The 21,299-nt window shown below is 39.4% G+C and carries 18 protein-coding genes; 1 reads left to right on the forward strand and 17 read right to left on the reverse strand.

The annotated features are described in order from the left end of the window. Nucleotides 1-91: 91 nt before the first annotated feature. Entirely contained in the window at nt 92-2,782 is a 2,691-nt protein-coding gene (locus IGL56_RS06990; protein WP_002385877.1) for an alpha-mannosidase, read from the reverse strand. A gap of 11 nt (nt 2,783-2,793) precedes the next feature. Beyond that, on the reverse strand, nt 2,794-4,083 hold the full coding sequence (locus IGL56_RS06995) for a glycoside hydrolase family 125 protein (RefSeq protein ID WP_002357422.1): 1,290 nt from the start codon (nt 4,081-4,083) through the stop codon (nt 2,794-2,796). Between the two features lie 156 nt (nt 4,084-4,239). Here IGL56_RS06995 and IGL56_RS07000 point away from each other — a divergent pair, with 156 nt between their 5' ends. Beyond that, on the forward strand, nt 4,240-5,286 hold the full coding sequence (locus IGL56_RS07000) for a GntR family transcriptional regulator (RefSeq protein ID WP_002357421.1): 1,047 nt from the start codon (nt 4,240-4,242) through the stop codon (nt 5,284-5,286). A gap of 188 nt (nt 5,287-5,474) precedes the next feature. On the opposite strand, the gene IGL56_RS07005 is transcribed toward IGL56_RS07000, so the two are convergent. The 15 genes from IGL56_RS07005 to IGL56_RS07075 form a co-directional block, all read right to left on the reverse strand. Beyond that, complete coding sequence (locus IGL56_RS07005) at nt 5,475-6,404, reverse strand: LysR family transcriptional regulator (RefSeq protein WP_002357420.1); 930 nt, start codon at nt 6,402-6,404, stop codon at nt 5,475-5,477. Between the two features lie 18 nt (nt 6,405-6,422). After that, a complete protein-coding gene (locus tag IGL56_RS07010; protein WP_002382382.1) occupies nt 6,423-7,136 on the reverse strand; it encodes a carbonic anhydrase in 714 nt (237 codons plus the stop codon). A 182-nt stretch (nt 7,137-7,318) separates the two neighbouring features. Further along, nucleotides 7,319-7,951 (reverse strand): orotate phosphoribosyltransferase, encoded by a 633-nt coding sequence (gene pyrE / locus IGL56_RS07015; protein ID WP_002357418.1) that lies wholly within the window; start codon nt 7,949-7,951, stop codon nt 7,319-7,321. A 1-nt stretch (nt 7,952) separates the two neighbouring features. Then, nucleotides 7,953-8,666 (reverse strand): orotidine-5'-phosphate decarboxylase, encoded by a 714-nt coding sequence (gene pyrF, locus IGL56_RS07020; RefSeq protein WP_002357417.1) that lies wholly within the window; start codon nt 8,664-8,666, stop codon nt 7,953-7,955. Next, a complete protein-coding gene (locus tag IGL56_RS07025) occupies nt 8,656-9,594 on the reverse strand; it encodes a dihydroorotate dehydrogenase (protein WP_002379493.1) in 939 nt (312 codons plus the stop codon). The genes pyrF and IGL56_RS07025 overlap by 11 nt, the downstream gene beginning before the upstream one ends. Further along, nucleotides 9,591-10,382, reverse strand: coding sequence for a dihydroorotate dehydrogenase electron transfer subunit (locus IGL56_RS07030; protein ID WP_002380354.1), 792 nt, complete (start codon nt 10,380-10,382; stop codon nt 9,591-9,593). The genes IGL56_RS07025 and IGL56_RS07030 overlap by 4 nt, the downstream gene beginning before the upstream one ends. A 107-nt stretch (nt 10,383-10,489) precedes the next feature. After that, nucleotides 10,490-13,672 (reverse strand): carbamoyl-phosphate synthase large subunit, encoded by a 3,183-nt coding sequence (gene carB / locus IGL56_RS07035; protein WP_002357414.1) that lies wholly within the window; start codon nt 13,670-13,672, stop codon nt 10,490-10,492. After that, on the reverse strand, nt 13,672-14,751 hold the full coding sequence (locus tag IGL56_RS07040; RefSeq protein WP_002360175.1) for a carbamoyl phosphate synthase small subunit: 1,080 nt from the start codon (nt 14,749-14,751) through the stop codon (nt 13,672-13,674). Before IGL56_RS07040 ends, carB begins: the two co-directional genes overlap by 1 nt. Before the next feature lie 2 nt (nt 14,752-14,753). Next, nucleotides 14,754-16,037 carry a dihydroorotase gene (locus IGL56_RS07045; RefSeq protein WP_065813696.1) on the reverse strand — a complete coding sequence of 428 codons (1,284 nt, stop codon included), beginning with the start codon at nt 16,035-16,037 and terminating at the stop codon, nt 14,754-14,756. Between the two features lie 8 nt (nt 16,038-16,045). Further along, on the reverse strand, nt 16,046-16,972 hold the full coding sequence (locus IGL56_RS07050) for an aspartate carbamoyltransferase catalytic subunit (RefSeq protein ID WP_002357411.1): 927 nt from the start codon (nt 16,970-16,972) through the stop codon (nt 16,046-16,048). Between the two features lie 13 nt (nt 16,973-16,985). Continuing rightward, the gene (locus IGL56_RS07055; RefSeq protein ID WP_002357410.1) at nt 16,986-18,266 is read right to left on the reverse strand and encodes a solute carrier family 23 protein; all 1,281 of its coding nucleotides are present in this window, start codon (nt 18,264-18,266) and stop codon (nt 16,986-16,988) included. 16 nt (nt 18,267-18,282) lie between these two features. Further along, nucleotides 18,283-18,822 carry a bifunctional pyr operon transcriptional regulator/uracil phosphoribosyltransferase PyrR gene (pyrR, locus tag IGL56_RS07060; RefSeq protein WP_301280621.1) on the reverse strand — a complete coding sequence of 180 codons (540 nt, stop codon included), beginning with the start codon at nt 18,820-18,822 and terminating at the stop codon, nt 18,283-18,285. 338 nt (nt 18,823-19,160) lie between these two features. After that, the gene (locus tag IGL56_RS07065; protein ID WP_002357408.1) at nt 19,161-20,066 is read right to left on the reverse strand and encodes an RluA family pseudouridine synthase; all 906 of its coding nucleotides are present in this window, start codon (nt 20,064-20,066) and stop codon (nt 19,161-19,163) included. Further along, nucleotides 20,053-20,529, reverse strand: coding sequence for a signal peptidase II (lspA, locus tag IGL56_RS07070; RefSeq protein ID WP_002357407.1), 477 nt, complete (start codon nt 20,527-20,529; stop codon nt 20,053-20,055). Before lspA ends, IGL56_RS07065 begins: the two co-directional genes overlap by 14 nt. A 5-nt stretch (nt 20,530-20,534) precedes the next feature. Further along, a complete protein-coding gene (locus IGL56_RS07075) occupies nt 20,535-21,239 on the reverse strand; it encodes a CBS domain-containing protein (RefSeq protein ID WP_002357406.1) in 705 nt (234 codons plus the stop codon). Between the last annotated feature and the right edge of the window lie 60 nt (nt 21,240-21,299).

Genomic DNA, 21,299 nt, shown 5'->3' on the forward strand with positions numbered 1-21,299 from the left:
TTCGCTAGATTTTTATTATAAATATCTCAAAAAAACGACAGAGAAGAAAATAGGAGAACTTTGTCCTTTTCAACAAAGTTCTCCTATTTATTTATTTTTCGAAACGCCATGTCCGAATTTCAAACGGACGTAATGGTGCATCGATTTCTATCGCTGGTGTCAACGGTTCTTCTAATACATTTGTTAAACAAGTCGCTGGTTGTGTCTCTTTGTGAAGTTCACAAGGAATATTTTGCGCTGTTAGATTAAAGCCACGAACGACTAAATGATTCGTTTGCTCTTGACGTTTAACGGCTGTCCAACCAATTGGTCCTTCTGCCGTTGTCAAGTAGACATGGTTCGGTGCTAGTTTACCTTCATGACGCGCAGTAGTAGCTGCAGTAAAAGGAATTTGTGCACTATAGGCTTGTTGATACGTAGCAAAGCGTTCTTCTGGTTTTCCATGCAATGACAAACCATATTTAAAGGTATATTCTCCTTGGCATTGTGCTTCTGGTGTCGCAAAATAGCCCCAATCACCTAGTTCGCCAACACAACGAATTAATGTGACCGCAATGGTTCCATCTGCCAAGACTTCATACTCATTTAAGCCTTCATTGAAGATAGTCACGCCTTTGTTTTGGTCATGAACATTCACAAACGCTTGTTGGTGCTGCGGGTTTGTTGGATTTTCCCATGTGTCGCTTACTTGATTTGGTCGTGTCACGACTTCATAAATACTATCCGCTTCGTGTGTTTCTGTGACCATGCCAGTTGGGAAAAGCACGCGTAAACGATGATCTTTGATTTGATTATTAATGGTTGTTTCAAAGAACAATTGGTTACTTTCTTTGATCATTGTAACCGCTGTCGTTATTTCGAACGGGCGAAGCGTCGTTGAACGTTGTGCTTGGCGTTCTCTAAACTCACGAACAGCCTTTTGTTCTTCTTCTAATCGTTCATCTGCTGAAACTGGTAACATGACAGTTTGTTTAATTTGATAACTTGCTTTTACAGGGGAATTTTCTTTATTCGTGATTTCAGCCGTTACATTTTCAGTTGTAATTCCTTGGTCTTCGGTCGGTTTGAAAAAGATATATTCATTCCCAATATCGCCAGTATCTTCAAATGTTAACAATTTTGAAAATGTTTCTCCTGTTTTTTTGTCAGCAATGGTTAAGCTACCATTGTTTTCAATTTTCACTTGAATAAATTCGTTTTCCATTTCATTTATTGCTGGTTGAGCCAAAAGACTTCCTTCAAAAGCTTTCGTTTCTCCTTGAATCAATGCAAAGCTATCCCAAGAGAATGGCGCCATTTCTTTGACAGATAATTCGACCGTTAAGTATTTAGCCATGTACGGTTGGCGGAAAGCATCTTTAGGTAAATCGTAACCAAAATGAACATCTTCTTTGACAATACGGCTTGCAACGGCTTTTCCAGTTGGATCAATCACTTGATAATCTGGGGTGGCTTTTTGTTTTAATTCATGATAAAGATCTTCAGGTTTTCCTGTATAAAATGGCAATCGTTCAATCTCCACTTCCACAGTGACAACCTCCGTTTTCTGATAGCCACTAGTATTAAATAAAACAAACGGGTGCGCTTTTTCTGGGAAAACACTTGTATCAATTGCTTCTGTTAATTGTCGTGTTGCTTCATCTGCTAAGAAATGCCCGACATCATTGGCATTTTCAAAGCGAGTCATCATGCCTCGGTGAACCTCGTCGACAGAACAGCCACAAATACTATCGTGCGGATGGTTTTGAAGCAATGTTTTCCAAGCATAATCAAATTGGTCATGTGGGTAGTCGCCAGTTACTTCGTAAGCCATTGCTGCTAAAGGTTCTGCGATATTTTCTAATTGGCGTTGGACTTTTGTGTTCCACTGTTTTAAATAGACGCGAGCAGAAGAAGTATTGGCTAATGTGTACCAGCCATCCGTTTCTTGACTCGTTAATTCGCCTGTTACTGTTCCTAAATCTTCTGGTAACTCCTCTTGAACAGCTTTCAAATAGTCATCGAAATTGGAATGAATAAATTCATATTCTGGGAATAGTTCATTGGCTAAAGCGATGGCCTTAGTAATATCTCTTTGCACCGGTTGGTGGTCGACCCCATTCATCATCAATAAATGGTTTGTGGAAGCGTAACGTTCCACATCAGCCAATTTTTGTTTCCAAAAAGCGATTGCCGCTTCTTTTTCTGAAGGAATTTCGTTCCCATTACTATACCAGTTAGCAAAAAGCAAGCCGAAAATTTTCGTTTGATCAGGACCTTCCCACCACATTTCAGAATATTGTGAGCTATAGTCGCTTTCTAAGACTTGGTTATCAAAGCCAATCGGTTTCACCCCGCGTCCAAAGGCAGCCGCAGGCAGATTTGCTAATTGCATCATTTGAGGCGTTTGACCCATATTCCCAAATGTATCCGGGAAGTAACCTAATTGAACTGGTGCTCCCCATTTTTGACTTTCTAAATGCCCAATCAGCATGTTTCGAACATTGGATTCAGAGCTAATTAAAAAGTCATCTTGTAAAATATAAAATGGTCCGATTTTTAGTTTGCCTGCTTGGACAGCTTTTTTTACAGCTTCTTTTTTCTCTGGGCGAACTTGTAAATAGTCGTCTAAGATAATCGTTTGTCCATCTAAATGGAAACTGTTAAACTCTGGATCATTTTCAATTAAATCTAATACATTATCCACTAATTCAATTAAGCGCATATGATGTTCTTCATAAGGAAGATACCATTCACGATCCCAATGACTATGTGAAACAATATAGACTTTTTTCTTTGTCATCACTTTTCCTCCTATTTTTCCACTCGGATGTCAAAATAATCCATAACTAATTCACAAAACATCATATTAGCCCATGAAAACCATTCTCTTGTATAATTTTCAGGATTATCTACGTCAAAACCTTCATGCATCAAATGAGTCCCCGCATCTGTGGCAACTAATAAATCTAAAATCCGTTCTTTTTCAGCTTTATCTTTGGTTGTCATTCCTTCCATTGCTAAAGCAATCGGCCACACGTAATTTTCTGGTGTATGCGAGCTACCAATCCCTTTCGCGTATTTGCCTTCATAGAAGTAAGGATTTTCTTTACTTAATAAGGTTTGACGCGTTGTTAAATATTGTTCATCCTCTGTTGAACAATAACCCAGATAAGGGGCTGCTACTAAATTGGGAACATTACTGTCATCCATCACGCTTGCATTGCCTAAGCCATCCACTTCATACGCATAAATCGTTTCGTTATTTTGATTTTTTGTTCGTCCAAATGTTTGGATGCCTTCTTCAATCTCTTCTTGTAATTTTTTAGCAATCGCCACAATCGTAGCATCTTCTAAAACATCAGAGAAAATTTCTTGAATATAGCCTAAAATTACGACTGCAAACATGTTAGAAGGAACTAAGTAACCATATTGGCAGGCATCATCACTAGGACGGAAGCCTGACCATGTCATCCCTGTTTTGCCAACTGGTGTTCCTTTCCCTGCTTCAACCAACGTATCTTCTTGACGCCACGTATCTCGTTCAAATAAATAAGGTGACTGTGCGTGATCTTGTTCTGTTGTGAAAACGTTGAGAATTTTTTTGACGCCTTCCACAAAATCTGAATTAAATTGTTCGGTCATCCCAGTATTTTTATAAAGTAAATAGGCTAATTGGACCGGGTAACATAATGAATCAATTTCATATTTCCGTTCCCAAATCCAGCCATTCATTTCGGTCTTATCAGTTTGATGGCCTGCATGATTATCTGTTTCATTAAACGCATTGGCATAAGGATCAATGCAAATATAACGAAACTGGCGCTTAACCAACCCAGCAATCATTTGAGCAAGGTCTTCGTCTTCTTTCGCAATCACTAAATAGGGACGAACTTGTGCTGTTGAGTCTCTCAACCACATTGCTGGAATATCGCCTGTTAATAAAAAGGTAGTACCATCTTCTTGACGTTTCACTGTTGTTAGTAAAGTATTGGCAAAGGCCGCCTGAAAGTTTTTTGCCCAATCTTGATGTGCTTCACCGCATTTTTCTGTAATTGTCTCCATAAATGTTGCTACGGATTTTGGAACTTCTGTATAAACCATTCTCGTCACCTCTTAAATTTGATATATCATTTTACAATTGAATTATAGCGTTTACATTTCACTTTGTCTAGTGATTTCGATCATTTTTTTCATTTTAAAACCAATTAATTTATGGTAAACTATAAATAAGATATATCTTATTGTGAGGTGAAATGAATGAAGCAACCATTATATCAACAAATTATTGATTATTTACAAAATGAAATTGATTCAGGGCGATTGCCTGTTGGAGCGCAAGTGCCTACCGAAAAAGAATTATCGGCTCAGTTTAACGTCAGTAGAATTACGTCCAAACGAGCGCTAACTGAGTTGGAAACGCAAGGCGTAATCCAACGTCACCAAGGAAAAGGAAGTTTTGTTCAAGCACCAAAGCATCCTCTTCATACCTCTTTAAATAAAGTTCTTTTTTTATTGCCTTTTGCAGACGATTTATCAGTAGGAAATTTCTATAGCGGTTTGGCCCCTACTATTCAAGCAGCTGGTTTAGAAGTCTTTATGACCTCGCCTAATTTTTTGAGAGAGAAAAATGCTGCGGACATTGTGAATGAGTTTGCCGGGCTTGTCTATTATGCTGCTACTAGTAATGACTACCTCGACTTATTGTTTGAGTTGGCTTTGATGAATTTTCCAGTCGTTGTCTTGGATAAAAAGATCCATGATTTACCTTTTGCAACCATTCAATCAGACAACTTTGCTGGTGGTAAAACAGCAACCGAACGCTTAATTGGCTTAGGACATACAAAAATTGGATATATCCTTTCAGGAAGTCCAGCCCTACAATCCGTTCGGCAACGTTATTTAGGTTATCTCCAAGCTTTAAAAGAAGCCAATCTGGCATTTCATACAGCAATCACGGAAACCAATCTCTTAGATGAACACAACTTTAAACAGTATTTTGAGGCGCACCAACTCACAGCCGTGGTCTGCGATAATGACTTCAGCGCGTTACATTGTTTACGAAACTGTAAAAACCTAGGTATTCATGTGCCAAAAGAATTATCGATTATTGGTTTTGACGATATTCAAGCGGCAGCATTTGTCGAACCGCCATTAACAACCATGGCACAAGACTTTAAAGAAATGGGAAAACTAGCTGGTGAAGTGTTATTACAAACGATGCAACAAGACATTCAAATCATAGAAGACATTCAAGTACCTGTCACATTAATTGAAAGAGAAACCATTTCTACTGTTTCAAAATGAGCCAAAAAAGAAGAGCGTGGGACAAAAATCACTTTGGATTTTTGCTCCACGCTCAAAAACTAATAAACGGCGGGAACAGAAGCAACTCCTTCGGAAATAAGCCGAAATTCTCCAAAAATTAAAGAACAATTTTCGGAAATTCCTTCTTATTTCTCGGAGTTAAACACTTCTGTCCCGACCTCTTCTTTTTATTCCTTAGTGCTAAATGTTTTGGTATCTACCTCTTTTTTAAACAACGCTTTTAATTCTTTGATAAAGTAGCGACCAATTGGACTGATTTCCCGATTTCTGGGAAAGAGTAAACAAATACGATTTTCCAAAGCTGGCGCCAATGGCACTAACCGAATTTCTTTCTTCGTAAAACCCGTTACGACTCCTGAACCAGAAGCATAAGCATTGGTTTCTACCAACAAATTCATCAAGGTTCCACGATCTGTAGTATGAATGACCGATTCCTGTTCAGGAATTTCAACTAAATCTTCAGAAAAATAGGAAAAATTGCTTCCTTCTTGATTAAAGCGAACTTGTGGATAGGGAACTAATTCCTCTAAATGAATTTCTTTTTGCTTGGCTAAAGGATGATGATTTCCTAAAAAAATGTGTGTATTAAAGGTACTAATTACCTCGTAGGCTAGATTAGCTTGTTCTAAATACCGTTCAATACTGACACTATTTTGTTCATTTAAATAAATAATCCCCAATTCACTGTGAAATCCTTTGACATCTTCAATTACTTTTAAGGTTGTGGTTTCAAAGACACGAAAATCTTTATATTGATCCCCATACTTTTTAAGAACTTTGGCAATTACCTCACCTAAAAAATCGTAATGTTGCGAAGAGATGGAGAATCGTTCGCTGGTCACTGTCTCGCGATAGCGATTTTCCAATAACTCCATTTGAACTAAGACTTTCTCTGCTTGTTCTAAAAAAACCATTCCTTCTTCTGTTAAAAAAGCGCCCTTATTGGTACGTAAAAAGAGGGAAATCCCTAGTTCTTCTTCTAATTCTCGAATACTATTTGACAAGCTAGGTTGTGTAATAAATAGTTTTTTGGCTGCTTCCCGAAAACTCCCATTGTTAGCTATGGCAGCAACATACTTCATTTGTTGAATATTCAACACTTTTTCCTCCACACACTAATCATTTGAAAAATAAATCTTACGCCCATTCAACGGCTGAAGGGGCCGATTGTTAAAGGCCAACATACCTTCCTTGATCTTATTTAAAAAAGCTTGATCCATTTTTTGAATGGTATCAAATACAAACCATTTCACTGGACCCTTAGTTGGCGGTGTTGTTAACGAGCCTACATAATGGTAGTGTAGACGCTCCTCTGGTAAAAAGATTGACGGATTAAACCATTGTTGGTGCGTGCCGTTTTCCCAGTCCATCGGATGATTCGCTTCTGAAAAACGATTTTCTTCCTCAGTGATGGTAAACAGGCAACCGACAACTAAATTTTCGCCAGCATCATTCATATGAACCAAATGGAATTCTAGCGGATACTGCTTTCCCGACAGCAAATGTTCGCTAGGCATATGAAAATGGATATCGGTTAAATGATACGCAACATTTTCAAACATTACGTAACTTTCCGTATTTGGTGGTACAAAATGAAACGTATTTTTGAATTCCTTTTCAGTGAATTCTTCTTTTTTATAATGAAACGTAATCTGAGAATTTACTGTCTCAGCACTTTCTTTTTCTAAAGCAATTGGCGATTGATAAGCAAACTTAGCACCTTCTGCAAACCAGTCACATAGCGTATGCCAATGTTCTGGTCCATCGTTGCCTGTATAGCTCCATTCAACGTCCATATTTTTTATTTTTTTCATACACTCTTCCTTCATTTCCACATAGTAATCAGGTAAAACTCATGTTAAAACTCTATCCTAACATCTTTTCTACGTCAAACAAAAGAACTTAGATCATTACGCTCCTCGGCAAATGACCTAAGTTCTCCTACCGTTAAATCTGGTTACTGAAAATGACACTAAAAATCAGACGACAAGAACTATCTTTAGTTCAACGGTTATTTGCCCCAGTTTTCAGGATCTTTTTTCCATTCTTGTAATAAGGTAACATCTTTTTCTTCGATATAATTTGCTTCTAATGCAGCATCAATTAAAGTTGAGTAATTGGTTAACGTTAGTAACGTCATCTGTTTATCTGCAAAATTTGCCGTTCCTTTGGGTAACTCATAAGTGAAGATTGCCGCAACGCCTAAAACCGTTGCTCCTTCACGTTCCGCCGCTTCTGCCGCTTCTAACACGCTACCGCCGGTTGAAATTAAATCCTCGATAACTACCATTTTTTGTCCTTCAGAAATTCGGCCTTCAATTTGATTCCCTTTGCCGTGATCTTTGGCTTTACTGCGGATATAAACCATTGGTAATCCTAAAATATCGGCTACCCATGCCGCATGTGGAATCCCTGCGGTAGCTGTCCCAGCAATCACTTCGACTTCTGGGAAAGTTTCTTTAATTTTTGCCGCTAAGCCTTCTGCAATTTCTTTACGCACAGCAGGATAACTCATCGTGATACGGTTATCACAATAAATCGGGCTTTTTATGCCACTAGCCCAGGTAAACGGCTCATTAGGGTTTAAAAATACCGCTTCAATATCTAATAAATCTTTGGCAATCTTTTTTGCTACTTTTGTCATGTTACTTTCCGCTCCAGTCTTTTTTGATTTCTTGATAGGCTTCATAAGGATTTTCTGCTTGGGTAATAGGTCGGCCAACAACGATATATGTGGACCCGATTTCTCGAGCATGTTGCGGCGTAACGACCCGTTGTTGGTCACCTACTGCACTTCCTGCTGGACGAATACCAGGTGTTAAGCAAATAAACGTCTGCTTGGTTGCTTCTTGAATACCACGTGCTTCTAATGCTGAACAAACCACGCCATCCAGACCCGCTTTTTCCGCACATTTAGCATAATGAATGACACTTGTCTCTAAAGGAACGTTGATTAATTGATCATGGTGCATCTCTTCTTCACTAGTAGAAGTCAACTGGGTTACAGCAATTAACTCAGGAACCTTAGCGCCTGGCTGAGTCCCTTTGATTAGACCTTCCTTAGCTGCTTGCATCATTCGAACGCCCCCTGCTGCATGGACATTGGTAATGGCAACGCCTAATTTTGCTAAATTTGTCATCGCTTTTTCCACAGTATTCGGAATATCATGTAATTTTAAATCCAAGAAAACATCGTGTCCTTGTTCTTTAAGCCAGCGAACAATCGCTGGTCCTTCTGCGTAAAAAAGTTCCATCCCCACTTTAACAAACAAGGCTTCTTCCTTAGGGAATTTTTCTAAAAAAACAGCCACTTCTTTTTGCGTGGGAAAATCTAACGCAATAATTGGTCTATCGTGCATTTTGCTGCCCCTCTCTCACTTCTTTAATTAATTGTTCCAACGATTCAATGCCTAACTCTTCCATTCGCTTAGGTAATCCGTCAATCAACTTCGGACAAATGTATGGATCTGTAAAGTTGGCCGTACCAACCCCGACAGCGCTAGCACCTGCCATGAACATTTCCAAGACATCGTCCACTGTTTGAACACCGCCCATTCCAATAATTGGCAACTGAGAAACACTGGCGACTTGTCGGATTAAGCGAATAGCAACAGGTTTAATGGCTGGGCCAGATAGTCCACCAGTTTGATTGGCTAAAATAGGTTTTCTCGTTTTTAAATCAATGCGCATCCCTAGCAATGTATTAATCATAGAAAAACCGTCTGCGCCCCCTGCTTCAATTGCTTGGGCGATCGGCACAATATCCGTTACGTTTGGTGATAGTTTAACATAAATCGGAACAGAGGCGACTTTTTTGACTGCTTGTGTTAATTGAAAAGCAACTTCTGGATCTGTACCAAAAGCTATGCCGCCATGTTTCACATTGGGACAGGAAATATTCAATTCAATTGCTTTGACGTTAGGCGCTTGCCCAATTTTTGCGCAAACAGCCACATAGTCCTCTTCGCAAGCACCTGCAACATTTGCGATAATCGGTAAGTTAGGGTATTTTTCTAATTTTGGTAATTTTTCTTGCATAACCACGTCTAAGCCTGGATTCTGCAATCCAATGGCATTTAGCATACCACTAGGTGTTTCAGCTACACGTGGTGTGGGATTTCCATATCGTGCTTGGGGCGTTGTTGCCTTAATCATAATTGAACCTAATTGATCAAGGTCATAATAGTTAGCATATTCTTCCCCGAACCCAAAGCAACCACTGGCGGGGATAATTGGATTTTTTAATGTTAAACCTGGAATTGAAACAGCTAAAGGATTTTTCATCATAAGATAACCTCACTTGCTTTAAAAATCGGACCTTCATCACAGACCTTGACACTTTTTGCTCCAGTAGTGTCTCCTTTTTTATGGCAAACGCAGGCATAGCAAGCCCCAATTCCACAGGCCATCCGTTCTTCTAAAGAAAGGTAAACGTGTGGATGTGTTGGAAATAAAGAATCAATTGCTTTTAACATACCATTCGCACCACAAGCATACACTGCATCAGGGATCCGTCCTTTTGCTAACGCTTCTGACAATAAACGGCCCACGTTGCCATGAGCGCCAAACGAGCCGTCATCTGTGGCAAAATGTGTTTCTCCTAATGCCATAAATTCTTGTTGGTAATAAGCAACCTCTTTTGATGCATAACCAAGAAAATGAATCACTTTCACGCCTTTTTCATTGAGTTGTTTTGATAATTCATACAATGGGGGAATCCCGATTCCTCCGCCAACGATAAAAGCAGTTTGACCAGCTGCTACGGTAGTTATATCAAAGCCGTTTCCTAAAGGACCTAAAATATCTAATTGTTCACCAGCCTTCATTGTAGCAAACACTTCCGTTCCAGCGCCTTCGACTCGATAAATCAAACGACAGGTTTCGTTCGAATGATCAATTTGGTTGATACTAATCGGTCGCCGCAAAAGTAAATCTGCACGCGGAACCTTGATATGCACAAACTGTCCTGGTCGTGTCATGTCTTTCACTAACTCGCCTTGTAAGTCTAACTGATAGATGCGTGGCGCTAACTGTTTTTGAGCTACAATGGTCATCATTTCTTGCTTTCTCTGCATCAGTATCCTTCACTCCTTTATTCTCTGATTCCCCTATAAATGATTTTCTATTTCTTCGTAAAAGAATCTGGAACAGTCCTCCTCAGACGATTGTTCCAGATTTTTGCTTAAATGGCTTCTGTCGTAAAGGCTCTTGATTCTAAAACTTTTAAAATCGCATTCGCTGTGTCAAGTGAGGTAAACAATGGAATTCCATGTTCGACTGCTTCTCGACGGATTGAAAACCCATCTTGGTTGGCACTGGAACGATTTTTATCCATGGTATTGATTACCACTTGTGCATTCCCGTTGCGAATGACATCCAGCACGGTTTCCCCTTCAGGATTAGAAATTTTCGTCACTTTCTTAACAGGCAACTGATGCTTCGCTAAAAAGTCAGCGGTTCCTTCCGTTGCGACTAAACTATAGCCAATTGCTGAAAAACGCTTAGCAATTTCTAACGCCTCTTCTTTTGTTTCATCAGCAATGGTGAAAAGTACAGCTCCATAACTTGGCAAATGCAAGCCAGATGCTTCAAAGGCTTTATACAAGGCTTTTTCTAAATAATAATCACTACCCATAACTTCCCCAGTTGATTTCATTTCAGGCCCTAAGTACGTATCTACTTTTTGTAGTTTCGTAAAGGAGAATACAGGGGCTTTCACATGAACTTGTTTACTTTCAGGATATAATCCATCTTGATATCCTAGGTCAGTCAGTTTCTCACCAAGAATCGCTTTTGTAGCAACTTGGGCCATCGGAATCCCTGTGATTTTACTTAAGAAAGGAACTGTTCGACTCGCACGAGGATTCACTTCAATCACATAAACACGATTTTCATGAATAACAAATTGAATATTCATCATGCCTACACAGTTTAAACCAAGTGCCAGTTTTTTTGTATAATCGGCAATCGTTGCTTGAATTTCTTGAGAAAGATACTGCGGTGGATAAACCGCCATTGAATCACCAGAATGAACGCCAGCTCGTTCAATATGTTCCATAATCCCTGGAATTAGTACTGTTTCACCATCACAAATGGCATCAACTTCACATTCTTGTCCCAATAAATAGCTATCAACTAAGACAGGATGTTCTGGAGAAGCTTTGACTGCATGTCGCATATAATCTTCCAAATCCTTTTGATTTTCGACAATTTCCATTGCCCGACCACCTAAAACATAACTTGGACGCACTAAAACGGGATAGCCGATACGATCAGCAATCACGACTGCTTCTTCTGCACTTGTGGCCGTATCTCCTGGTGGTTGAGGAATCGCTAACTCTTGCAAAGCTTGTTCAAATAAATCACGATTTTCCGCACGATCTAAATCTTCAATCGTTGTTCCAAGAATTTTAACGCCTTGTTTTGTGAGCGGCTCAGCTAAATTAATCGCTGTTTGTCCACCAAATTGGACGATCACGCCAATCGGATTTTCTAAATCAATCACATTCATGACGTCTTCTAAAGTTAATGGCTCAAAGTATAATTTATCAGAAACAGAGAAATCTGTTGAAACTGTTTCAGGATTACTATTCATAATAATTGCTTCATAACCAGCCGCTTGGATTGCTTTGACAGAATGAACCGTTGCATAATCAAACTCGACCCCTTGACCAATGCGAATGGGACCAGAGCCTAATACTAGTACAGAAGGCTTTTTCGAAACATTGCTTTCGTTTTCCACTTCATACGTGCTATAAAAATAAGGCGTGTGTGATTCAAACTCTGCAGCACACGTATCCACCATTTTATAGACGGGCACAATTTGATTGGCTCTGCGGAAGTCAGCGATGGCTTGTTCTGTTTGGCCCCAAAGTGCTGCGATTTTCCGATCAGAAAAGCCATTTTGTTTGGCTTCTTTCAAGACAGCTACGTTGTCCACGTGACTTTCAAGGGTCGTTTCAATTTCGATAATGTGTAAAAGTTTATCCAAGAAGAATAAATCAATTTTCGTTAAACTTTGTAATTCTTCGATGCTATATCCTCTGCGAATGGCTTCTGATAAGTAGAACAATCGATCATCTTGCGCATGGACCATTTTCTTCGTTAATTCTAAATCACTGACATGACTTAGTTCTGCTAACTCGTTGTGATAAGCACCAATTTCTAAAGAACGAACTGCTTTTAATAAGGATTCTTCAATATTGCGGCCAATTGCCATGACTTCCCCGGTTGCTTTCATTTGCGTTCCTAGTTCTCGAGCACCTTTTTCAAATTTGTCAAAAGGCCAACGAGGAATTTTGGAAACAACATAGTCCAAAGCCGGTTCAAATTCGGCATAAGTGGTTCCAGTAACTGGATTTTTCATTTCATCTAATGTTAAACCAACAGCAATTTTTGCAGCTAACTTCGCAATGGGATACCCTGTGGCTTTACTAGCAAGTGCAGATGAGCGAGAAACACGAGGATTCACTTCTATCACATAATAATTAAAGCTATGCGGATCCAAAGCTAATTGAACATTACAGCCACCTTCAATTTTTAATGCACGAATAATTTTCAAAGACGCATCTCGCAACATTTGGTATTCATAATCTGATAAGGTTTGACTCGGAGCAAAAACAATCGAATCCCCAGTGTGAATGCCGACAGGATCAAAGTTTTCCATGTTACAAACCACAATCGCATTATCAGCCGAATCACGCATCACTTCATATTCAATTTCTTTAAAACCAGCAATACTTTTTTCAATTAAACATTGTGTAACTGGTGATAATTTCAGACCGTTTTCAGCAATTTGGCGGAGTTCTTCTTCTGTATCACACATGCCGCCGCCTGTTCCACCTAAAGTAAATGCGGGACGAACGATAATTGGATAGCCAATTCGTTTGGCAAAAGCCACGGCTTGTTCCACCGTATTGACAATTTCACTTTCTGGAATCGGTTGTTCTAATTCTTCCATCAATTGTTTAAATAAATCACGGTCTTCCGCTTGGTCAATCGCACTGAGCTTTGTTCCTAGCAATTCTACATTTAGCTCATCTAAAATTCCTGATTCCGATAATTCCATCGCCATATTTAATCCAGTTTGACCACCTAATGTTGGTAGAAGAGCATCAGGACGTTCTTTTCGCAAAATTCTTGAAACAAATTCTAAAGTAATCGGTTCGATATAAACATGATCCGCGATTTCCTTATCGGTCATGATGGTTGCTGGATTTGAGTTTACTAAGACAACTTCATACCCTTCTTCTTTTAGCGCTAAACAGGCTTGTGTGCCTGCATAGTCAAATTCTGCTGCTTGTCCAATAATGATTGGTCCTGAACCAATCACCATGATTTTCTTGATGTCCGTTCGTTTTGGCATTAGTTTTGCTCCTTCCATGCATCCATTAATTCCATAAATTCGTCAAATAAATGAAGACCATCGTGCGGTCCTGGAGCCGCATCTGGGTGATATTGCACAGTAAAAGCAGGATAATCTCGATGACGCACGCCTTCAACCGTTCCATCATTGACTTCCACGTGGGTCACAAGTAATTTTTCTGGATCAATTGTTGCTTCATCCACGGCATATCCGTGATTTTGTGAAGTGAAATCAATGCGTCCTGTTGCAATTTCTCGTACAGGATGATTCAAACCGCGATGTCCAAACTTCATCTTATACGTATCCGCACCATTCGCTAATGAAAATAACTGATGACCTAAGCAAATGCCGAAAATTGGAACTTTTCCTTGGATTGCTTGAATCATTTCAATAGCTTCAGGCACATCTTTGGGATCTCCAGGCCCATTTGTCAACATGACACCATCGGGACTTAATTCTAAAATCTCTTCGGCCGTTGTATTATAAGGCAACACGGTTAAGTTGCATTGCCGTTTTGATAATTCTCGCAAAATACTATGTTTCAACCCAAAATCAACGACGACCACATTACGCCCAATACCTGGACTCGGATAAGGCTTAGTGGTGGAGACTTGTGCCACTTGATTTTTCGGCATGACTGTCGCTTTTAATTGATCAAACGCATGCGGCAAATCATCCACGGCATCAATGATGCTCCCCTTCATTGTTCCAGCTGATCGTAACTTACGAGTCAGCGCACGCGTATCAATTCCTGAAATTCCCGGAATCCCTTTGCGCTTTAAAAATTCATCCAAGGTCATTTGTTGACGCCAATTTGAAGCAACCCGCGCATGCTCTTTAACAATGACACCTTTACAGGTTGGTGCAATGGATTCATAATCATCTCGGTTGACCCCGTAATTTCCAACTAATGGATACGTAAAAGTAATCATTTGTCCATTAAAACTTTGGTCAGTAATTGCTTCTTGGTAACCTGTCATGCCAGTAGTAAAAACAACTTCTCCTACTACATTGCCTTCTGCACCAAACGCTTTTCCTTCAAATACTGTTCCGTCTTCTAAAATCAATAACCTTTTCAAACCTACTGCGCCTCCTCCGACCAAGCTAATGCTCCGTCAACAAATGTCATAAGTGTCTTTCCTTTGACTGTCCACCCTGTAAATGGTGTATTGACAGCCATTGATTCAAATGCTTCTGCATCAATTGGTGCAGCTGTTGCTAAGTCAAAAACTGCAATATCTGCTGGTGCACCAATTGTTAGTGTTCCTGCGTTTAATCCAAAAATTTCTGCCGGTTTCACTGCCATCCAATCAATCACTTGTTCTAATGTGAAAATGCCTGTTTCGACAAAGTTCGTATAAATCAATTGGAAGGCCGTTTCACTACCGACAATACCAAAAGGTGCGTTTAAAAATGATTGTTGTTTTTCTTCTAAACCATGGGGCGCATGGTCGGTAGCAATACAGTCAATCGTGCCATCTAACAAGCCGTCAATCAATGCTTGTCGATCTGCTAAACCACGTAATGGCGGGTTCATTTTCCAAAACCCTTCGTCACCAGGAATATCCTCATCGACTAAAATTAAATGGTGTGGCGAAACTTCGGCTGTTACGTGAATCCCTGCTTTTTTAGCATCTCGAATAACGCGCACGCTTTCTTCTGTTGAAACATGACAAACATGATAATGAACGCCTGTTTCTTTCGCTAAAGTAATATCCCGAGCAATTTGTGAAGCTTCCGTTGCACTTAAAATCCCTGGTAGGCCTAATTTCTTAGAAACTTCTCCTTCATGCATCACACCACCAAATAATAAAGATTCATCTTCCGTGTGCGCAACAAGTACCATATTTAATGCAGCCGCTTCTTTCATGGCTAAGTACATCGTTCCTGCCGTTTGGACACCAACACCATCATTCGTAAATGCAAAGGCGCCCGCTTCTTTTAAGGCCTTCTGATTGGTTAAAACTTCACTCCGTAGCTCTTCTGTAATGGGGGCATATTGTAAAACTTTCACGACTGCATCTTTTTGAATTAAGTCGTAAACCTCACTTAATTTTTCAGCCGTATCTGGTACTGGATTCAAATTGGGCATTGCGCAAACCGTAGTAAAACCACCGCGAGCAGCAGCTTTACTACCCGTTTTAATCGTTTCTTTATACGTAAAGCCTGGTTCTCTAAAGTGAACATGCACATCCACCAAGCCTGGCGTGATTAGTTGCCCGTTCGCATCAAACACTTGCTCAAAATCTGCTTCGTCAAACGATTCCCCGATTGCGTGAATCACACCATTTTCTAGCCAAAGTGCTGCCTCAATCAATTGATTCTCTTTTTTGATGATTTTTCCATTCTTAATTAACGTCTTCATTTCTCCACCTAGGCCTTTCCATGTAAAATTGCTTCCAAAATTGCCATGCGCATAAAGACTCCGTTACTCATTTGCGCGACGATTCTTGATTGCAGACTTTCCACTAATTCATCTGCCAGTTCAACATCCCGATTGACTGGCGCTGGATGCATAATAATTGCGTGTTTCTGTAAACGAGTTGCCCGTTCGTTGGTTAAACCATATTCCAAATGATAGCCTTCTTTTGAAAAACTTTCCTTACCATCATGACGTTCGTGCTGCACGCGAAGCAACATCATCACATCGACTTTTTCAACAATTTCATCTAGCGGCACATATTGTCCATAGACATCAAACTGATGATCGTACCACTCTTCTGGACCTGAAAAATAAATTTCAGCGCCTAAACGGTTTAATAACTGCATATTTGATTTAGCAACGCGAGAATGTGTAATATCTCCCACAATCGCCACTTTCAAGCCTTCAAATCCACCAAATTCTTCATAAATAGTCATCAGATCCAATAAACATTGTGTAGGGTGTTGTCCACTCCCGTCCCCACCGTTAATAATAGAACATTGAATCGTTTTACTTTGAATCAATTCATCGTAATAATTTTCTTTACCATGACGAATGACTGCTACATCTACACCAATTGCCGACATCGTTAGTACTGTGTCGTATAACGTTTCTCCTTTTTGAACAGAACTTCTACTTGCTTCAAACTCAATCACTTCTAAGCCTAATTTTTTCTCAGCTACCTCAAAACTTTTATGTGTTCGAGTACTATTTTCAAAAAACAAGTTTGTTGCAAAATATTGACGTTCTTCTGGGTGCCATTTTGCCCCCTGTTTAAATTCTCCTGCGCGACGGATTAACCCCATGACTTCACGGTCGGTTAAAGCCTCAGCAGTTAAAAGATGTTTTAAACTAATTCGTTCAGATGTAATAATCATTCGTCCAGTCCTCCTACTGTTCTTCGCTACGTGCGTTTTCCGGTAAAATTAAATTCAAAACAATTCCTAAGACGGTTGCTAATGCCATTGAAGACAATTCAAAGGTTCCTACTTTGAAGACTAAGCCACCAATGCCGATGACTAAAATTACTGAAGCAATCAATAAATTCTTTTTCTTATCAAAATTAATCTTATTATCGATTAAGATTTTCAAACCACTTGCGGCAATCACACCGAACAAGACGAAACTAATTCCTGAAATAACTGGTCCTGGGATACTTAGAATCAAGGCACTTAATTTTCCAACAAAGCCTAAAGCTACAGCGAACACCGCGGCTCCACCAATCACGAAGACACTGTGTACTCTTGTAATTGCCAGCACGCCGATATTTTCACCATAACTTGTAACTGGTGGTCCACCAACAAAACCTGCTACAATTTGCGCTAAGCCATCTCCCATTAAAGTTTTAGATAAGCCTGGGTCTTGGAAAAAGTTGCGCTTGGTTAATTTATTCAAGACCATTAAATGACCAATATGTTCTGTCATTGTTACAAAAGCAATTGGTGCCATTGTTGTAATGGCATTTAAATACAATTTCGGTTCATATTGAACAAAAGGTACTTCAAAATTCGGTAAAGCAAACCAAGCAGCTTCTTTAATAGGGGTTAAGTCAATAATTCCGAAAGCTAAAGCGACTAGGTACCCACTAACAATTCCCAAAAGAATTGGAATTAATCCCAGGAAGCCTTTGAAAAACATGTTGTAAAAAATGGTTAAGCCTAAAGTAATTAAGGCTACGGCAATATATTTAAAATCATAAACGTTGTTGTTATACATTGCGTTATTTGCGGCGTTAGCAGCCAAGCCTAAACCGATAACCATCACGACAGGTCCTACAACGATAGGCGGTAAAATTTTATCCAACCAGTCGGAACCAATTTTTTTAATGATTAATGAAACGATTAGGTATACCAAGCCGGTTGTCATAGCACCTTGGGCAATGGCTGGATAACCATCACTCTTCATTAACATCTGCATCGCTGCAATAAAAGCAAAGCTACTGCCAAGATAGGCGGGGATTTTTCCTTTTGTAGTAATCAGATAGACCATTGTTCCTAATCCTGAACTGACTAACGCAATCCCTGGGTCAATTCCCACTAAGATTGGTACTAAAACCGTTGCACCAAACATCGTAAATAAATGTTGTAAACTTAGGCCAACCCAGTGAAAAGCTTGCGGTCTGTCTTTAATATCTAAGACTGCATCCTCATTTCGAAATTCTTTTTCTGACAACGTTGTTCACTCCTTTTTATTCGTTTCCTTTACTGATCATAATACGATCTGCGCCGTCACGCTCTTCCATTTCCACAATAATTTCCTCAGTTTTTGATGTTGGAATATTTTTTCCTACATAATCGGCACGAATCGGTAGTTCCCGATGTCCACGATCTACTAAGACTGCTAAAGAGATTTTTCTCGGACGACCTAAATCCATAACAGCGTCCATCGCAGCACGAATGGTCCGGCCAGTGTACAAGACATCATCCACTAAAATAACTTCTTTACCTTCAATTGAGACTGGTACGTCAGAAGAATGTAATTCAGGTTCCTCCATATCTTTCACATCATCACGATACAAAGTAATATCTAATTCACCAACTGGCACGTCAATATCTTCTAATTGTTTTAAGCGTTCGGCTAGACGTTGTGCAATGTATATCCCACGCGTTTTAATTCCTACTAAAACAATGTCTTGAATTCCTTTGTTTCTTTCAATAATTTCATACGAGATTCGAGTAAGCGCTCGTTTCATTGTGACTGCGTCAACAACTTCTTTCTTTGGCATAATAATTTCCTCCTCATTTCTTTTTTATCTACGTCCTCGCTGTCTTGGGGTCAGCGATTCTTCCTTCAATTGAGCAGCTGAAAAATAAGTGGGTTTTTATTGAAATTGTCCTGTTATTTTTTCCAACAAAAAATCCTCCTACCCGTATGAGGATAGGAGGATGTTGGTTACAGTTTAAAAAGGTACAAGGGTACCATGTAGCCCACACAACTTACTAACTAAGCGCACCTAGTGTTCTTTTGCATGATTCCTTCTTAGCCTCACGGGACTAAACTTAAAGGTTACAGTTATTTAGTTATTTTTCTTCTTAAAAAAGAGTTTACCTCTTCTTCAGAAAAAAATCAATGATTATTTCTTAATTGGTGTAAAGTTTTTTCAAAAACTTCTGGTAAAGGTGCTTCAAAGACTAATTGTTCACCTGTAGTAGGATGTGTAAAGCCTAATAACTTCGCATGTAAAAATTGTCCATTGCCAGGCAATGTTTTTTTCGGTCCATATAATGGATCTCCAGCTAATGGATAACCGATATATTTCATGTGAACACGGATTTGATGTGTCCGGCCTGTTTCTAGTTGTAATTCAACTAAGGTAAATGCATCAAAACGCTCTAAAACAGTAAAATGCGTGACTGCTTCTTTACCGCCTTCAATGACCGCTTGCATTTTGCGGTCAACCTTGGAACGACCAATAGGCGCATTTATCTCTCCCTTATCGTGAGGAATAACACCGTGGACTAAGGCGACGTATTTGCGTAACGATGTTTTTTCTTTTAGCTGTTTTGCTAATGATTCATGGGCTTGATCATTTTTAGCCACCATCAATAGCCCCGAAGTATCTTTATCAATTCGATGAACAATTCCCGGTCGCACCACATCATTAATCGCCGATAAGTGATCCGCATGATGAAGTAACGCGTTCACTAATGTACCCTTGGGATGCCCTGCCGAAGGATGAACGACCATGCCTTGAGGTTTGTTGACAACAATCACATCATTGTCTTCATAAACAATGGTCAAAGGAATATCCTCTGCTACCATATCTAGCACTTCTGGTTCAGGAATTGTTACAACAATTTCATCGCCTGCTGTAACTTTGTAATTTGCGCGGACCGTTTCACCATTAACTGTTACGTGTTTTTCTTTTAACCATTGTTGAATTTGCGAGCGGGAATGATTGGGTAAATGTTCACTTAATACTTTGTCAATCCGGCCTTTTTCTGTTTGAATCGTTACGTTAATTTGTTCCATTTTTGCCTTCCTTTGCTGCTTTTTCATCTAAAATCAAATAAATAAATATACAAATAACGCCGACCACTAACGTACTATCTGCAACATTAAAAATAGGAAAATTCATAAAATCCGTTTGGAGCATGTCCACCACGTAGCCTAAACGTACACGATCAATAAAATTCCCAATGGCACCTGCTAAGACAAAAGATAAACCTACAGAATACCAGATACTCTTTTTATAATTCTTAATTAATAAATAAATAATCACGACACTAACTATTACTGTGATGACATAAAAGAATATCATCTTTCCTTCTAACAAGCTCCAAGCGGCTCCGGTATTTCTTAAATGGGTCAGCGACAAAAATCCAGGAATGAATTCTTTTGTTTCACCCAAAGAAATGTTTTGGACCGTCAAATATTTGCTCCATTGGTCAAGCCCTACTAATAAGGCACTGATTAAAAAATATGCTACTAACAATCGCGTCATTCCTTTTCTCTATGAATACTTGCTAAATCTCTTGGTCGAACAATGCCTACTAACTCACCATTAGGATGGCCACTTTTACTAATAAGCACAGCTTCTAAGCGTGGCTGCTCCCGAAACATTTGTTCAACTTCAAAAACGGTTGCTTCAATTGAAACAAATTGATAGTTGCTGCGTTTATAATTTGATGCCAACAATTCTCGCACCGTTCGGTTGGCAATGTGAACTTCGCCTTTGGTGCTCTCAATGGCAAACCATACACCAATCCCTCGAACCGTGACTAATCCTTTAAATACACCTTTTTCATAAATCGGAAATTGAGAATATTGTTTTTTTGCAATAATCGTTAATAACGTTTCTAAAGAAGTGGTGATTTCAAAAGCTGTAACACGTTTCGCAAATTTAGGCACTACTTTTTCTGGTTTTGTTAAAGCTTGTTCAATCGTTTCAATTCGTTGAACTGCCCATTCGTTTGGCTCTGCAATTACAAAATCATCAGCAATTCGCTCATGAACGATGGCATTTCTTAACTGAGCCATTTGAAGCAAATCCTCTTCAAATTGAGCAATCTGTCCTTTTTCTTTTCGGGAAAGACGTCTTGTCATTTCACTGAATCCCATATTGACAGGATTGTTCAGTCTCTCTCTCATCCACTTTTCAATGCGATTAAAGTGTGCTAAAAATGTATCTGCTCGTTCCCCCATAGTCGTTGCTCCTTATAATAAACTACGCAATAAATTTCCGTCATTATTTTTTATTGAGCT

Origin of the sequence: Enterococcus sp. DIV1316a, from assembly GCF_050536915.1 — a bacterium.
Taxonomy (GTDB): Bacteria; Bacillota; Bacilli; order Lactobacillales; family Enterococcaceae; genus Enterococcus; species Enterococcus faecalis.

Coding starts and splice junctions, on each gene's coding strand:
- IGL56_RS06990 (WP_002385877.1), bottom strand. CDS start 2,782: ATGACAAAGAAAAAAGTCTATATTGTTTCACATAGTCATTGGGATCGT.
- IGL56_RS06995 (WP_002357422.1), bottom strand. CDS start 4,083: ATGGTTTATACAGAAGTTCCAAAATCCGTAGCAACATTTATGGAGACA.
- IGL56_RS07000 (WP_002357421.1), top strand. CDS start 4,240: ATGAAGCAACCATTATATCAACAAATTATTGATTATTTACAAAATGAA.
- IGL56_RS07010 (WP_002382382.1), bottom strand. CDS start 7,136: ATGAAGGAAGAGTGTATGAAAAAAATAAAAAATATGGACGTTGAATGG.
- pyrE (WP_002357418.1), bottom strand. CDS start 7,951: ATGACAAAAGTAGCAAAAAAGATTGCCAAAGATTTATTAGATATTGAA.
- pyrF (WP_002357417.1), bottom strand. CDS start 8,666: ATGCACGATAGACCAATTATTGCGTTAGATTTTCCCACGCAAAAAGAA.
- IGL56_RS07025 (WP_002379493.1), bottom strand. CDS start 9,594: ATGATGAAAAATCCTTTAGCTGTTTCAATTCCAGGTTTAACATTAAAA.
- IGL56_RS07030 (WP_002380354.1), bottom strand. CDS start 10,382: ATGCAGAGAAAGCAAGAAATGATGACCATTGTAGCTCAAAAACAGTTA.
- carB (WP_002357414.1), bottom strand. CDS start 13,672: ATGCCAAAACGAACGGACATCAAGAAAATCATGGTGATTGGTTCAGGA.
- IGL56_RS07045 (WP_065813696.1), bottom strand. CDS start 16,037: ATGAAGACGTTAATTAAGAATGGAAAAATCATCAAAAAAGAGAATCAA.
- IGL56_RS07050 (WP_002357411.1), bottom strand. CDS start 16,972: ATGATTATTACATCTGAACGAATTAGTTTAAAACATCTTTTAACTGCT.
- IGL56_RS07065 (WP_002357408.1), bottom strand. CDS start 20,066: ATGGAACAAATTAACGTAACGATTCAAACAGAAAAAGGCCGGATTGAC.
- IGL56_RS07075 (WP_002357406.1), bottom strand. CDS start 21,239: ATGGGGGAACGAGCAGATACATTTTTAGCACACTTTAATCGCATTGAA.